Origin of the sequence: Nonomuraea sp. NPDC050733 (assembly GCF_040654215.1) — a bacterium.
Taxonomy (GTDB): domain Bacteria; phylum Actinomycetota; class Actinomycetes; order Streptosporangiales; family Streptosporangiaceae; genus Nonomuraea.
Map to the genome: position 1 here is coordinate 601954 of NZ_JBFAHO010000001.1, position 15136 is coordinate 617089.

Genomic DNA, 15136 nt, shown 5'->3' on the forward strand with positions numbered 1-15136 from the left:
CCGAGCACGTCGGCATGACCCCAATATTCAATGTGCCGACCGGGACCTCGTCGCTCTCGGGTTATCACCGTCCCGCTGTCCAACCGCATCCTGGCCCGCATAGCGAACCTCGTCCACCGCCCACCGCGCCCATCCTCGCTCATGGCGTAGACCGTGCCCTCTGCGGTGCACCGGATGAATCGTGCGCGACGATGTCGAGTCGGGCCAGACGCGCTTGCCTCGCGATCAACGGCGCCGACGCCAACCGCCGCCGCCTACCGGGAGCGGCAGCAGGATCGCGAGAAAGCGGTCCAGTCCTCCGGGACCCGCGTCTCCTCCCGACCCGGGTCGGCAGGCGCCTTGACACGCGGGATGCAAGCGCTGGTGCGCCACGGCGGCGTCAGGGGCGTTCCACGGCACCACCGCAAGTAGGACCAGCCCGGGGACTCTTCAGCGGCTCTCGACGGCCATCCGCAGGCCGAGGGCGACCAGGACGGTCCCGCTGACGGCGTCCAGCCGGCGGCGGATGGCCGGCCGGCGAAACCACGCACTGGCCCGCCCGACCACGGCAGCCAGCCCGAGATAGAAGGCGATCTCGACCGCCACCTGGAGCAACGCCAGCAGCGCGGTCGTGGCCAGCAGCGGCTGGTCGGCCGGCACGAACTGCGGATAGAACGCGATCATGAACGCGGCGGCCTTGGGGTTGGCCAGCATCACCAGCGCCCCTTCCCCGAAGGCCTTCCACCAGGTCCGCGCCGAGGCGGCCGGCACCTCTGGGTAGGCTTCCTGCGCCGGCCCTTCTTTGCGGCTTCGCCAGGCGGCCCGCCAGGACTTCACCCCGAGATACAGCAGGAAGGCCGCGCCGACCGCACGAAGGACGATGTAGGCGACCTCAGAGGCGGCCACCAGGGCGGCCAGCCCGGCGCCCGCGCACAACGCCCACACGTACAGCCCGGCCTCCAACCCCAGAACCGTCGGCACGGCGCCGGCCAGTCCCCGCGACGCCGCACGACGCATGATCAACGCCATCGCCGGGCCCGGTGACGCCGAGATCAGCACGACGGCGACGATGAACGTGGGAAGAGAGGCGACGATGTTCATGGCGAAGACACGAGTCCTTCTGTCGAGGGGCGCATGGTGAGGATGTCGGACAGCAGTCCGTAGGCCGTGTCCCGCACGGTCGGCGCATGCGACGACACCGAGATCGGACACAGCAGTCGCGAGGTGATGTGCAGGCCCAAGCTGGTCCCGGACAGAGGGTGGAACGGGCTCGTCGGACCCACCTCGGTGAGGCTGACCTGAGCGCCGGAAGGGACACCGTCGATCAGGCGCACCGAGCCCATGCTGACCAGGCGCCGTCCTGTGGTGTGCGCCGCGACTGCACGGGATCGGACGTCTTCGTTCACCGGTTCGATCTCCACCTGGTCCAGCTTCAGAGGGGCGTCCCATACTGCGGCGCACAGAGCGGCGAGCTTCACCGCTGTGTCCCACCCGTCCAGGTCATAAGAGGGGTCGGCCTCGGTGATCTCCATGGATCGTGCGAGCGACACGGCGTCTTGCCAGCTCGAACCGGCAGACAGGGCATCGAGCACTACGTTGGAAGTCGAGTTCAGGAGTCCGGACATCTCCGTGATGCCGGCTGCCGGCAGCGTCCGCTCGATGAGATTGAAGACCGGCAGGCCATCGGCGACGGCGGACTCGAAGCGGTAGCAGACTCCGTGCTGTCGCGCGATGGCGCGCAGCCGGCTCAAGGCATGTGCCACAGGGCCCTTGTTCGCACTCACCACACTCCGGCCGCCGGCCAAGGCCGCTTCGGTGACCTCGATCGCGGCTGCGCCCGTGAAAGGTTCCAGCGGCAGTGTCTCGACGATGATGTCCGCGGGGCACGTCGCGGCGAACCAGGCGGCCGATGTCGCAGCGGGTCCCTGCGGAATGCCTTGGTCGGCCCGATCGAGGATGTCGTCGAGGTCGAGACCGGACTCTGCCACCGCGCTTCCGAATCTGCGCGTCGTCACCCCGGTGACGCGGAGATCGATGCCGTGTTCCCGGCGGATCCGCGCGGACTCGTGGAGGACGAGTCGTGCGAGTGCTTTACCAACCGCGCCGAATCCCACCAGGCCCAACCTGACCACGGCCGCCGGCTTCTCCCCCATGCGCGAGAACTCCTGTCTCGAGGACGTCGCGGATCCCGAGGCCGGGTTCAGCCGCTGGCCGATGACCCGATGCACTCAAGACCCATCAGCAGGTAAAAGGTCTAATTACTGGCCCATACAGTAGAGCCCCTCTCGAACAAGGTCAACAGCGGGCCATCCGACGCGGCTCTGAGCAGCGTCTTCAGCCAAGCCGGATGCGTTGGTCGCGCCGCCGAACGAAGCCTCCCCAGGGCATTATCCCAACCGGCGCCGTGGAGCGGCTGCCCGCCAGAAGATCATCAAGCCGAAGAGCCATGGTCAGCGCGTTGTGCCGCGGGGTTGACGAGAGTGAGACTCGGCGATAATTTGGGCCAATCCTAAGCCCATTACTGCTGCCGCTCCCGATCCGCAGCGCCTCCCCGCCGAGGAAGCACAGAAGCAGTCGTGATGCTCGATACCGATCTGCGGGTCGCGGAGAAACGCCAGAAGCGGGCGGCACACCCAGGGCTCCGACCTTCCCGAGGAGATGCACAGTGAACGAAGACCTGGATGTGGCGGCGTTGAGATCCCAGTTCCCGGCGCTGACCTCGCGAGGCGGCCGCGCGGTGGCCTTTCTGGACGGTCCTGGAGGGACTCAGGTTCCCCGCTCGGTGATCGAGGCGATGTGCTCCTACCTGAGCACATCGAACTCCAACATCGAAGGTGAATATGAGCTCTCCGTGAAGACCGACCGGCTCATCGAGCAGGCCCGCGCCTACGGGGGCGCGCTCGTCGGGGGCGATGCGGACTGCATCACTTTCGGCCAGAACATGACCACCTTGAACTTCAACCTGTCTCGTGCCCTGGGCCGAACGCTCAAGCCCGGGGACGAGATCGTCACGACTTCCCTCGATCACGAGGCCAACGTGTCCCCGTGGCGGCTCCTGGCCGAAGACCGCGGCCTCGTGGTGCGCCAGGTTCGCCTGACGGACGAACTCACGCTGGACATGGACGATCTGCGGTCCAAGCTCAGCGACCGGACGCGGGTGGTGGCGTTCTGCCTGGCCTCGAATGCCGTAGGCACGCTGACGGACGCGGCGCGGATCGCCGACCTCGCGCACAGCGTGGGAGCGTTGGCATGGGTGGACGCGGTCGCCTTCGCGCCACACCGCCGTATGAACGTCGACCGCATCGGGGCCGACGTTCTGCTCTGTTCCCCTTACAAGTTCTTCGGACCGCACCTGGGCATGGCGTGGATGCGGCGGGATCTCGCCGAAGTCCTGCCGGCCGAGCGTGTGCGGCCGGCAGGCGAGGAACCGCCGGGGCATCGCTTCGAAACGGGAACGCTGTCCCATGAAGCGATCGCAGGCTTCATCGCCGCGGTCGAATATCTGGCGTCGCTGGGCGGTGGGACCGCTCTCGGCAGCGCACTCGACAACGCCTACCGCGCCATCGAGGCCCACGAAGCAGGACTGGCCGAACAGTTCGTCTCGGGAGTGGCCGAGCTGGACGGTGTGCGCATCGCCGGTATCGCCGCGCCGGATCCGGCGCGGCGGGTAGGGACTTTCGGCCTGATCATCGACGGTGTCAAACCGGCCGTGCTGGCCCGCGCCCTGGGACAGGCGGGTGTGTACACCTGGAACGGCAATTTCTACACGCAAAGTCTCGTCGAGCATCTCGGCCTCGACGTCGACGAAGGCCTGCTGCGATCCGGGATCGTCCACTACAACACCGAACAGGATGTCGATCGATTCCTGGATGCCCTCCGGCATATTCTGCGAGCTGGATAGCCGGCGCCATCCATGGGCTATTCCGGCGTATTCGACACGACGTTTTCCTGGTACGGCAGTAGATCTACTTTTCTGCATGCTCCCTCTGGCCGACGCTTTTTTCCGGTGTATGCTCCGCAACATCGGACCCATACAATGCGGGTGTGTCCTCGATGGAGCCGTCCTTCACTCCCCTAGCCAATCTGACCGCAAGCGAGGCTGTCGCGGACGTCTTGCGGCGTGCCGTCGCGGTCGGCGCGATCCGGCCCGGTCAGCGGCTTCCTCCCGAGCGGGAGCTGGCCCAGTCGCTTGGCGTCGCACGGATGACACTACGCGCGGCTGTACGGACGTTGAACGACGAAGGGCTGCTGATCACCAGCCGCGGGCGCTCCGGGGGCACAGTGGTGGCCCAGGACGCTCCTCCTCGGAAAGGGCCGGCGGATTCGGCAGGCAGAAGACTGGTTGCGATGGTCGCCGACAACATGGAGGTCCGGCTGGCCGTCGAACCGCTGGCGGCAGCCCTCTGCGCCGCACGTGGCAGTCGCGAATGCCATGCTGAGATCAACGCTCTGGCCGGAGAACAAGCGGTGAGCATGCGCCACTACCGACTGCTGGACTCCCGGTTCCACCTGGCGATAGCCCAGGCGTCCGGGAACGCGGTGCTCGTCGAGACAATCGAACGGTTGCGGACCGACTTCTTCCTCTGGGCCGACACGATGTTCATCCACCTTGAATGGGAGGGGCTTCCCGCCGTCGTGCAGGATTTCTCCGCGGAGCATCGAGATCTGGCACGGGCGATAGCCGCCCGGGACGCCGCACGTGCCGAAGAGCTCACTCGCCGACACATCTCCGAAGGGCTCGCGACAATCGAGAAATTGCTGGAATCAAGCGTTCGCTGACCGGTCGCCCACCCGGTGCGGAAAATGCCGCCGCACCGAGATCCCCTCAGCAGGGCGCGGTTCGGATGCGGATCCATGGATGAGCTGTGATGGTCGACATGAACATAGATCCTGACGATTTGCTGCAAAGGGTATCCCGCTCGCATGCACGGCTGCTGAAACTGCTCGACGGCCTGGATGACAGACGGGCGAGCATGGACTCGGCCCTACCCGGGTGGACGCGAGGCCATGTTCTGAAGCACCTCGCGGACAACGCGCGCGCCTTTGAACGCCAAGCGCGCTTCGCGCTGCGTGGCCGGCTTGTCGACATGTACGACGGCGGCCAGAGGATGCGTGATCTGTCCATCGACCAGGGCGCCTCCAGCCCGCTGGCACAACTGCGCGAGGAACTCGACCATGCCCAGCAAGCCCTGGAAGAAGCCTGGAGCCTGCTGACGCCAGAAGACTGGTCCCGCTCAGTGCGCTTCCGCAACGCCACGGTGCTGGACACCGCACTGGCACGGTGGAGAGAGGCGGAGATCCATGCCGTCGACCTCGCAGTCGGCTACAGGCCACGCGATTGGTCGCTGTCGTTCGCTCTGCACGCGCTGGACTTCCTGGCCGCCAGGGCCCCAGCGGGTACGCGGCTGGTCTTGCGGGCCACTGACCATGACGTCGACCGAGTTCTCGGGACGGCAGCGACAGTCGAGGTCTCTGGAGCGGTGCGTGACCTTGCGGCGTGGATGGCCGGCCGCGCCCTCGACGGCCACCTGCGCACGACGGCTCGCGATCTGCCGGAACTGGGCCCTTGGCCCCCTGACCCCGCAGGCTGAAGAGCACCGTAGCGTCGGGGACCACGCCGAGGCACCGGTCCGATCCGCCCCAGCGTGCTGGTGGCCCTGATGGAAGAGATGGTGACTCGATGACTCGTATTCTCACCCGAAGCGATCTGGAGGCCGCGCTGGAACCCGCCGCCTGTCTCGAGGCGTTGCGCAAGGGGTTCCGTGTCGACGGCTCCTCGCCGGTGGCAGGGCAGCGGGTGCGTTCGGATCTGCCCTTCCCCGGTACGGCCACTGCTTTGATCCCCGGAGTACTGCCCGGCGTCGAGGCGTACACGGTGAAGGTGAACGCCAAGTTCCCTGGCGCCCGGCCGGCGCTGCGCGGCGTGATCTGCCTGCACGGCGGCAAGGACGGTGAGCTGCTCGCCCTGCTCGATTCGGCCACGGTGACCGCTTGGCGCACCGGCCTGGCCGCGGCGTTGGGCACTCATGTCCTGGCGGTGCCCGATCCCGCCGTCGTCATCGGCGTGATCGGCGCGGGTGCCCAGGCCGAGCTGATGGTGCGCGGGCTGCGCGGCCTGGGGCGCGACGGCGATCTCCTCGTCCACGACGTCGACGCGGATCGCGCCGCCGCCTTCGCCTCCCGCCACGGCGGCCGAGCGCTCGGCTCAGCGGCCGAGATCTCCGCTGCCGCCGACGTCGTCCTGCTGGCGACGTGGTCACGCGCTCCGCTTCTGCACCTCGCCGACACCCGCCCCGGACAGCACTTCACCTCCCTCGGCGTCGACGAGCCGGGGAAGCAGGAGCTGGCCGGCGACCTGCTGCGGTCGGCTCTCCTCGTGGTGGACCACCGGGAGCTGGCCGCCACTTCCGGCGCCCTGGCGGCGACCGGGCTCCCGGCTTCGGCCGCCGCCGCCACACTCGGAGAGATCCTGAACGGCCTGCATCCCGGCCGCACCGATGCAGGTCAGCGATCGGTGTACGCTCCCGTGGGACTTCCCTGGCAAGACCTCGCCCTGGCCTGGTCCGCCTACCGGTGGGCGGAGCGGCACGGCGTCGGCACAGAGATCGACCTGCTGTCTTGAGTCTCGTCTCTCGCTTTGGCACCCCTGATCAAGGCAGGCGAACCATGCTTTCTCCGGCGAACAGCTCCTCCCGTCCCATGAAGGGAAACGCGTAACGGTGGTGGGCCGTCGTGAAAGGCCGGTGGACCCGGCGACCGGACCGGTTGGACGTTTCGCCTCGGAGTTACGCACGCTCCGCCAGAAGGCGGGCGGGCTCACCTATCGGGCCATGGCCAAGCGCGCGGGTTACTCGGTCACCACGCTGTCGCAGGCGGCGGCTGGTGAGCGCCTGCCTTCACTGCCCGTCGTCCTCGCCTTCGTGGAGGCATGCGACGGAGACGTCGCCGAATGGGAGAGCCGCTGGCGGGAGGTCGCTCAGGAACTGGCCCGCGAGAGGGAAGCCGATGACGGTGCCGGCGGGCCGTACCTGGGCCTGGCTGCCTACGGCACCCGCGATGCCGATCGTTTCTTCGGCCGGGATCAGCTCGTGGAGGAACTGAGCGAGCTGCTTCGACGGCATCGTTTCGCCGCGGTGTTCGGCCCTTCCGGAAGCGGGAAGTCGTCCTTGTTGCGGGCCGGGCTCGTGCCTGCCGCACGCGGGGGGACGGCGTCCTCGGGCGGATCCTTCGCCAAGGCCGTGATCCTCACGCCTGGGGAGCACCCGATGGAGCACGCCGAACGGCTCGTCCCTGGCGAAGGGGACTCCGAGACGCTGATCGTGGTCGACCAGTTCGAGGAGGTGTTCACGCTCTGCCAGGACCAGGAGGAGCGTGCGCGGTTCATCGAACTGCTGCTCAGCGCGCGGCAGCCCGCGCAACGGGTGAGAGTGGTCATCGCGGTTCGCGCCGACTTCTACGGGCACTGCGCCGGGCACCGCGAGCTCACCGAAGCCCTGCGCGAGGCCAACCTGCTGGTAGGGCCGATGCACCGAGACGAGCTGCGGGAGGCGATCGTCCGGCCGGCCATGGCCGAGGGCTTGACGGTGGAGCGGGCGCTGACGGCCGCGATCGTCTCCGACGTCGGCGACGATCCGGGGGCGCTGCCGTTGATGTCGCACGCGCTGCGGGAGGTCTGGCGCCGCCGTACGGGCAAGACGCTGACCTTGGACGCCTACCAGAGCGTGGGCAGAATCCAGGGGGCGATCAGCCATACCGCGGAGGAGCTCTACGCCGGCCTGACACCCGCCCAGGCGGTGATCGCCCGGCGGATCCTGCTCAGGCTGATCCAGCCGGGCGAGCAGGCCCAGGACACGCGCCGCCCCGCCGCCCGGGCGGAGCTGGACCCGTACGGGGAGGCGGACACCGTGCGGGTCATCGAGCAGCTGGCCGCGGCCCGGCTGCTCACGCTGCACCAGGACGGCGTGCAGCTGGCGCACGAGGCGCTGATCGAGTCGTGGCCGCGGTTACGCGGCTGGGTGGACGAAGGGCGCGACCGGCTGCGCGCGCACCGGCAGCTGACCGAGGCGGCCCAGGCCTGGCAGGCGCAGGGCCGCGAGGCCGGGCTGCTGTATCGGGGCAGCCGGCTGGCCGTCGCCGACAAACTCTTCCTCGAACCGGGTGGCCGTGACGATCTCACGCCGGTGGAGCGGGACTTCGTTCAGGCGAGTGCGGCGCTGGCCCGGCGTACCGCTCGCAGGCGGGTCGCCGCCGCGGCGGCGCTGGCCGTGCTGCTCGTCGCCGCGCTCGGCGGGCTGGGCAGCGCCGAATACCTGCGCAGGGAGTCGAACAGGCAGCGTGACGACGCGCTCGCGCAGGCGCTCGCGCTGCGCGCCGCCGATCTGCGGCGGAGCGACCCCCAGGCCGCGATGCTGCTGAGCGTGGCCGGCTGGCGGCTGAGCCCCGGACTGCCCGAGGCCCGAGGCGCGCTCTACGACTCACTCTCCCAGAGCACGACCTCCGTCTTCGCCGACCCCGACTACACGGAAGGCACGGTGCAGGCGCTCGGCCACGACGGACGCACGCTCGTGTCGGTGAGCGGCGGCACGGCCAGGATCTGGGACGTTCCCGGCAAGCGGCGGATCGGCACGCTCACAGGCGTGGGAACGGGCGTACGTGAAGCCGCGCTCGCGCCCGACGGGCACACCCTGGCCCTCGCGGACGGCAAGGCCGCACGGCTGTGGGACACGCGGACCGGCCGGCCGCTCGGCGCCCCCATCCCGCACAAGGCCGGTGAGGATGGGGGCGGCGAGCTGGAGTTCGACAGGTCCGGGCACTACCTGGCCGTCCCTGGACGAGGCTTGCACGAATGGTGGGACGTCGCCGGCCGTAAGCGGCTCACCGCTCCCTCGGGAGCCGCGATCAATGCGATCAGCGGGAACGGCCGCTACGGTTACGCGCTCAACGGCACGACGCCGGAGCTGTGGGACCTTCGCCGCGGCAAGAGGGCGCGCATACCGACACGTCGCTCGGACAAGGGCTTCATCGACGGCCTCGCCTTCAGTGACGACGGCAGGATGCTGGCGACCGTCGAGGCTCTGTCTTCGGGCGAGCAGAGCAGGCTGCGCCTGTTCGAGCTGCCGTCCGTGTACGCGGTGATGGACGAGGAGGGCGAGTATGTCACGGATGTGGCCTTCGCCTTCGGCGATGAGTTCATCGCGACCTGGTGGAGACAGAGCACGCTGAGGTTACAGCGCCGCTCCGGATTCACCACGGCCTACCAGCGGGCCATGCCCGACCTGGTCGCCCAGCTCCGCTTCGATCTCGCCGGCCGGGCTGTCCGCTACCTGAGCGGCAGCGGCGTCGTCCACACCGAGGACGTCGCAATGGTGTTCGACCGGCCGATCACCTCCGGCGACGGTATGGGCGTGGAGATGGATCCTTCCGCCCGCGTGCTGGCCGAGATCACCACGGAGAACATCGAAGTCATGGACACGGCGACGGGACGGCCGCTGATCGCGCCGGTCGGCTGGTCGGGCACGGGGACCGCGACGGCCTTCAGCGCCGACGGCCGCCGCCTCGCCGTGGCCGGTGGCGGCAAGATCTCCATCGTGGATCTCGCCGGACGCAAGGTGTCGGCCAGGCTCAAGCTGACGGGTAACGGGGGACATGGCGCGCAGGCCCTGGCGTTCAGCCCCGACGGCCGCACACTGGCCGTGTCACGCCAGGGAGATCCCGGCCGCGTCGAGCTGTGGGACCTTGAACGGGGGTCTGTAAGGGCGACGACCGGGCACGGCGCAGCCTATATGGCCTTCCGCCCTGATGGACGGCTGCTGGTGACCGGGAACCCGTTCCAGCTCATCGATCCCGCGACGGGCGCCACCCGCCCTCCCACTCCAGGGACCGGCCGGCTCGACGGCCCCTTCGCCTTCAGCCCGGACGGCCGTCAGGTGGCCTTCTCCGGCCCGGACCGGCTCACCTTGTGGGACGGCGACGTCAGGACCCGGATCGCCCAGTTCTCCACGGTGCCGGGCAGCGAGACCGCCGTGCTCGCCTGGTCACCTGACGGGCGCACGATCGCCTCGTACGAGAAGGGCCTGCGCGTGCGACTGTGGGACGTGCCGAGCCGGCAACCGCTGGGCCTCGTCTTCGACGGTAAGCAGAGCCTGGACGAGGCCGGCGACGGGTGGGTGGCGTTCTCGGCGGACGGCACGAAAATCCACACCGCCGCCCTCGACGGCACCGTGCGCGTGCATGACGTGGACGAGCGGCACGTTGCCGCGACCGTGTGCGCACGCGCGGGCCGTACACTCACCGCCGCTGAATGGTCCCGCCACCTGCCCGGCGTCGAACCCTTCACGCTGTGCCGACCCGCGGAGTCGGCAGCCCGCGGGCCCGCATCCGGTGGCGAACGCCGTGGCGGGCGCTGAGCGAGAGCCACCAGCGGCGCAAGCGCGCCGCGGGCACGTCCCGCGCCGACTGCTTGGCCTGCCCGGTGGGCCTCGTCACGTTCGTGGCGGGTCAGGGCCAAGGTTCGGTTCTTCAACAGTCGTGGTCGAGCTGGTCCAGGATCCCCGTCAGGCTTGTGACAAAGGATGTGGCTCCGGTGAGCCTGCTCGCGGGGGTGAGAGCCGTGTAGCCGACGACGGGCATGCCGGCGGCGTTCGCGGCGCGCACGCCGTTGGGGCTGTCCTCGACGACCAGGCAGTCGCGCGGGTCGGTGCCGAACGAGGCGGCGGCGTGGAGGAAGAGGTCGGGGGCGGGTTTGCCGACGCCGCCGACGTCCTGGGCGCTGAAGACCACGCCGCGCGGCAGCAGGGGGCGCAGCCCCGTCCGGTCGAGGGTGAGGTCGATCCAGGCGTGGTCGGAGGAGGACGCCAGGCAGTAGGGGATGCCACGGCGCCGCAGCTCGGTCAGGACGGTGGAAGCGCCCTGGACGGCGTCCATTCCTTGCTTGAAGGCGGTGAAGACCCGCTCGTGGCAGCGTGCGGTGAAGTCGGCGGGGAGCGTGCCGCCGTATCGGTCGGCGACGACCGTGTGGATGTTGCGGGCGGCGTTGCCGAGGAAGTACCGGTAGGACTCTTCCAGGGTGAAGGGGAAGCCCAGTTCCGTCAGATATTCGGACAGCACACGGTGTGCGGTGGGTTCGCTGTCGACGAGGACGCCGTCGTTGTCGAAGATGACCAGCCGGGGTTTCATGGGTTCTCCGTTCGGGTGAACGTCAGGCCGAGGGCGATGGCGAGGAATGCGGCGCCGAGGAGGCAGGTCGCGCTCCAGCCGCCGACCGCGTAGGCGGAGGGTCCGGCGGCCGCGCCGATGACGCCGCCGAGGGTGTAGACGGTCATGTAGACCGAGGCGAGGCGGGCGCGGGCGTCGTCGATGCCGTAGACGACGCTCATGTTGAGCAGATGGGTGGCGTTGATGGCGGTGTCCATGGCCAGGAGCCCGATGAGGAGCCAGGCGACATGGTGTCCGCCGGCCCACAGGGCGGCGAAGGACGCGGCGCCGAGGGCCAGTGCCGCCCTGGTGAGGCGAACGCGGTCTGCTCGGTCGGCGGCACGGCCGATCAGCCGGGCGGCGACTACCGCTCCGGCGGCGCCGACCAGGGCCAGCAGACCGATCTGGGCAGGGCCGTACTCGTAGGGAGGCTCGGCGAGGCGGAGGGCGACGGTCGACCAGAACACGCCGAAGGCGGCGAAGGAGCAGGCCCCGATGAAGGAGCGCCGTCGCAGCAGGCGGTGGGTGGCGGCCAGTCGGACGGTGGCGCGCAGCTGGGCCCGGTAAGGGAGAACCAGATCGGGTGGGGAGGGCGGCATGACACGGGTGAGGACGACCGCCAGCAGCAGGGTGACGACCGCCGCCGCCGCGAACAGGGTTCTCCAGCCGGCGACCTGCGAGACCAGACCCGCGACCGTACGGGACAGCAGGATGCCGGTGAGGCCGCCGGTGAGCATCGTCCCCATGGCGCGTCCGCGTTCATCGGGAGCGGCCAGGGCGGCGGCGTAGGGGATGAGGGTGTTGACGACGGCGGCGGCGGTGAGCCCGATGAGTGCCCCGGCTGCCAGGAGGAGTCCGGCGGTGGGGGTGGCGGCGGTCAGAACCAGGGCCGCGGCGTCGGCGCAGAGCAGGACCGCCAGGAGGGGGCGGCGGGGGACGATGTCGCCGAGGGGGACGACGAGGATCAGGGCGAGGGCGTAGCCGAGCTGGCCGACGGCGATCAAGTGGTCGGCGGCGTGCGGGCCGAGGGATCGGGACATCTCCATCAGGAGGGGCTGGCAGTAGTAGAGGTTCGCGATCGTCAGCCCATAGGCCGTCGCGAGCAGCCGGACGGTCTTGCGGGAGACGGCCCGCGGAGGTCGAACCGTGGTCACCCGGACGACCCTAAGGACACGATTGGGCCGCCGGTAAGATCCAATTCCATGGTGGATGAGTGGCCCAATCCTGGAATGGATCTGCATCTGGAACTGGACGCCACCGAGGGGCTGCGGACAGGGCTGGAGCGGGCGCTGCGGGAGGCGGTGCGGTCGGGGCGCCTGGCGACCGGGACCCGGCTGCCGGCGACCCGCAGGCTCGCGGAGGATCTGGGGCTGGCGCGCGGCACGGTGCGGGCGGCCTACGACCAGCTGATCGCCGAGGGTTATCTGGCCGCGCGGCAGGGTTCGGGCACCGTGGTGGCGCTGCCGCCGCAGGTCGCGTCGGCGGCCTCAGCCGCGCCGGCGGCGGTGGAGCAGCCGCGGCACGATCTGCGTCCGGGGAGCGCGGACGCGTCGGCGTTCCCGGTGGCGGCGTGGCTCGAGTCGTCGCGGCGCGCCCTGGGATCGGCTCCGGCCGACGCCTTCGGTTACGGCGATCCGCGGGGACGCCCGGAGCTGCGGGCCGCGCTGGCCGGATACCTGGGACGGGCCCGGGGCGTGTCGGCCCACCCGGAGTCGATCCTGATCACCAACGGGTACCTGCAGGGACTGACGCTGCTCGCCGCGGTCATCGGCGGGACGTTCGCGATGGAGGACCCGGGTGTCCCGATGCACCGCGAGGCGGTCCGCCGCACCGGCGCACGGGTGATCCCGCTGCCGGTCGACGATCTCGGCGCCCGTACCGACCTCCTCGGCGGCCTGGGCGCCGACGCGGTGGAGGTCACCCCGGCCCACCAGTACCCCACCGGCCGGACCCTCCACCCCGACCGGCGGCGCGCCCTGCTGGACTGGGCGCGCTCGTCCGGCGGCCTGATCGTCGAGAACGACTACGACGCCGAATTCCGCTACGACCGCAAGCCCGTCGGCGCGCTGCAGGGCGCCGACCCCGACCATGTGGCCTACCTGGGCACGACGTCCAAGACGCTCGGTGCGGCGCTGCGGATCGGCTGGATGGTCCTGCCGCCCCGCCTGGTCGCCCCGGTCGCCGACGCCAGACTGCACACCGACCACCACACCGAGCACCTCGGTCAACTGACCCTGGCCGACCTGATCACCCGCCACGGCTACGACCGCCACATCCGCACCTCCCGCCAGCGGTACCTCCGCCGCCGGGACCAACTCCGCCACCACCTCGCAGGCCTTCCGATCGCGCTGACCGGCATCGCCGCCGGCCTGCACGCCCTGGCCCTCCTCCCCCCGGACGGCCCCACCGAGACCGACATCCGAACCGTCGCGCAGGCCCATGGACTCGCCCTCGGCTACCTGTCGGAGCGCAGCGAACTGCCCTCCACCCGCCAGGGCGTCATCATCGGCTACGGCCGTCCCCCCGACCACGCCTACACCGCGGCCTTGGACGCTCTGACCGCGACCTTCGCCGCCTGCTTCGCCCAGCCAGGGCCGTAGCGTCCGAGGCCGGCCAGGCGCGGACAGCCCAGGTAGGTCGCAGGTCCAACGCCTGCTTCACCCCTGGCCGTGGCTGCAGGAGTCCTGGGCCGGTACGGGGACGTCTGGGACGGACGTCGGTCTGGGGCGATGCCTTCGGGCGACCGCCGCGGCGCCGGTGCCGCCGGCGACGAACAGCGCGGCCAGCGCGAGCCAGCCCACGGTTTCGTGTTCGATGGCGGTGGCGGTGACGAGCACCGGTGAGACCATGGCGGCGATCGCGTAGCCGGTCTGGCTGAGGCCCTGGTAGGCGCCGGCGTTGCGCTGGTCGGCCAGTTCGAAGGCCATGCCCCAGCCGCCCGCCTCGCCCAGGATCTCGCCGAAGGCGTGGGCGAGCCCCGCCAGGAGAAGCAGGACACAGGCGGTGATCACGTTTCCGTAGCCCGCCAGCGCGTACAGACCGCATGCGAGCGCGAGCAGCCATGACGCGCGCCGGACGGCGATCCCGGCGCGACGCAGGTCGTGGACGCCGCGCGAGACACGCACCTGGAGCACGGCCACGACCACGGTGTTGAGGACCAGCAGCACGGACACGATGGCGGTGGGGGCGCCGGTGGAGGCGACCCAGAGAGGGACGCCGACGGTCAGCAGGCCGAACTGCACGGCCACGACGGCGTTGCACGCCACGCTCGCCAGATACGTGCGGTCCTTGAGCGGTGACGGTCCCTTCACGGGGGTCCCGGCCGCCTGGCCTTCCGTCGAGGCGACCATCCGGGCCGGGAGCTCCGGCACCAGGGATCCGAGCCGTGCCAGCGGTACCGTGGCCGCCAGCAGCAGGACTCCGGAGGCGGTCATCGCGGTCCGGTACGCCACGGCGCTGCCCGTCAGGAGCGCCGCGGCGGCGGCCAGGGTGCCCAGGCCGATGAAGACGTTCGTGACCACGCGCATCCGCGCCCGGACCACCACCCGTTCCGGGCCGGTGTACCACCGTGCCAGCATCGCCTGCTTCGACGTGCCGCTCGCCGAGCGCATCAGCGCGGCCAGGCAGGCGACAAGGGTGAACACGACGGCGTCCGAAGCGAGCGTGTAGGCGAGCATCGCCAGGCCGTTGAGGGCCGTGGCCACCGTCTGGACGCGATGCGCGCCGACCCGGTCGGCGAGCCATCCCGACGCGTACGAGGCCAGCACGCCCGCGCCGCCCGCGATGCCCAGCCCCAGGCCGACCGTCGTCGCACCGAGTCCGATGACAAGCGTGAAGTACAGCGTGCTGACGGTGTAGAAGACGCCGCTGGACAGCGCGAACGCCATCGTGCTGAGAGTCAGGGAGCGGCCGACGCGGTCCTCGGGGAAGAAGGTTCGGATCACGCCCCGTTCTCTCGCACCGG

The 15136-nt window shown here is 70.2% G+C and carries 11 protein-coding genes; 6 read left to right on the plus strand and 5 right to left on the minus strand.

The genetic code is table 11. From position 1 onward, the window contains the following. Positions 1-429: 429 nt before the first annotated feature. Together AB0H64_RS02755 and AB0H64_RS02760 are read right to left on the minus strand one after the other, a co-directional pair. Positions 430-1080, minus strand: coding sequence for a LysE family translocator (locus AB0H64_RS02755; RefSeq protein WP_357619366.1), 651 nt, complete (start codon positions 1078-1080; stop codon positions 430-432). Next, positions 1077-2132 carry a hypothetical protein gene (locus AB0H64_RS02760; protein WP_357619368.1) on the minus strand — a complete coding sequence of 352 codons (1056 nt, stop codon included), beginning with the start codon at positions 2130-2132 and terminating at the stop codon, positions 1077-1079. The genes AB0H64_RS02755 and AB0H64_RS02760 overlap by 4 nt, the downstream gene beginning before the upstream one ends. 512 nt (positions 2133-2644) lie before the next feature. Between AB0H64_RS02760 and AB0H64_RS02765 the strand changes: the two genes are divergently transcribed. The 5 genes from AB0H64_RS02765 to AB0H64_RS02785 all read left to right on the plus strand — a co-directional run bounded on the left by AB0H64_RS02765 (position 2645) and on the right by AB0H64_RS02785 (position 10385). After that, a complete protein-coding gene (locus tag AB0H64_RS02765) occupies positions 2645-3880 on the plus strand; it encodes a cysteine desulfurase-like protein (RefSeq protein ID WP_357619370.1) in 1236 nt (411 codons plus the stop codon). A 152-nt stretch (positions 3881-4032) separates the two neighbouring features. Then, a complete protein-coding gene (locus AB0H64_RS02770; RefSeq protein WP_357619702.1) occupies positions 4033-4758 on the plus strand; it encodes an FCD domain-containing protein in 726 nt (241 codons plus the stop codon). Positions 4759-4847: 89 nt separating this feature from the next. Continuing rightward, a complete protein-coding gene (locus AB0H64_RS02775; RefSeq protein ID WP_357619704.1) occupies positions 4848-5570 on the plus strand; it encodes a maleylpyruvate isomerase family mycothiol-dependent enzyme in 723 nt (240 codons plus the stop codon). A gap of 89 nt (positions 5571-5659) precedes the next feature. Continuing rightward, positions 5660-6601: an ornithine cyclodeaminase family protein gene (locus tag AB0H64_RS02780; protein ID WP_357619372.1), complete on the plus strand. Its 942-nt coding sequence runs from the start codon at positions 5660-5662 to the stop codon at positions 6599-6601. A 121-nt stretch (positions 6602-6722) separates the two neighbouring features. Continuing rightward, the gene (locus AB0H64_RS02785) at positions 6723-10385 is read left to right on the plus strand and encodes a helix-turn-helix domain-containing protein (RefSeq protein WP_357619374.1); all 3663 of its coding nucleotides are present in this window, start codon (positions 6723-6725) and stop codon (positions 10383-10385) included. A gap of 112 nt (positions 10386-10497) precedes the next feature. Here AB0H64_RS02785 and AB0H64_RS02790 read toward each other — a convergent pair whose 3' ends face one another. Beyond that, on the minus strand, positions 10498-11154 hold the full coding sequence (locus AB0H64_RS02790) for an HAD family phosphatase (protein ID WP_357619376.1): 657 nt from the start codon (positions 11152-11154) through the stop codon (positions 10498-10500). Next, positions 11151-12326: an MFS transporter gene (locus AB0H64_RS02795; RefSeq protein WP_357619378.1), complete on the minus strand. Its 1176-nt coding sequence runs from the start codon at positions 12324-12326 to the stop codon at positions 11151-11153. Before AB0H64_RS02795 ends, AB0H64_RS02790 begins: the two co-directional genes overlap by 4 nt. Positions 12327-12401: 75 nt before the next feature. On the opposite strand from AB0H64_RS02795, the gene AB0H64_RS02800 reads away from it, so the two are divergent. After that, entirely contained in the window at positions 12402-13772 is a 1371-nt protein-coding gene (locus AB0H64_RS02800; RefSeq protein ID WP_357619380.1) for a PLP-dependent aminotransferase family protein, read from the plus strand. Between the two features lie 57 nt (positions 13773-13829). Here AB0H64_RS02800 and AB0H64_RS02805 read toward each other — a convergent pair whose 3' ends face one another. Further along, positions 13830-15116 carry an MFS transporter gene (locus AB0H64_RS02805; protein WP_357619382.1) on the minus strand — a complete coding sequence of 429 codons (1287 nt, stop codon included), beginning with the start codon at positions 15114-15116 and terminating at the stop codon, positions 13830-13832. Positions 15117-15136: the final 20 nt, after the last annotated feature.

Bases quoted from the DNA above. Each gene is read 5' to 3' on its own strand.
- AB0H64_RS02775 (WP_357619704.1), top strand. From the start codon at position 4,848: ATGGTCGACATGAACATAGATCCTGACGATTTGCTGCAAAGGGTATCC.
- AB0H64_RS02770 (WP_357619702.1), top strand. From the start codon at position 4,033: ATGGAGCCGTCCTTCACTCCCCTAGCCAATCTGACCGCAAGCGAGGCT.
- AB0H64_RS02780 (WP_357619372.1), top strand. From the start codon at position 5,660: ATGACTCGTATTCTCACCCGAAGCGATCTGGAGGCCGCGCTGGAACCC.
- AB0H64_RS02755 (WP_357619366.1), bottom strand. From the start codon at position 1,080: ATGAACATCGTCGCCTCTCTTCCCACGTTCATCGTCGCCGTCGTGCTG.
- AB0H64_RS02790 (WP_357619376.1), bottom strand. From the start codon at position 11,154: ATGAAACCCCGGCTGGTCATCTTCGACAACGACGGCGTCCTCGTCGAC.
- AB0H64_RS02800 (WP_357619380.1), top strand. From the start codon at position 12,402: ATGGATCTGCATCTGGAACTGGACGCCACCGAGGGGCTGCGGACAGGG.
- AB0H64_RS02760 (WP_357619368.1), bottom strand. From the start codon at position 2,132: ATGGGGGAGAAGCCGGCGGCCGTGGTCAGGTTGGGCCTGGTGGGATTC.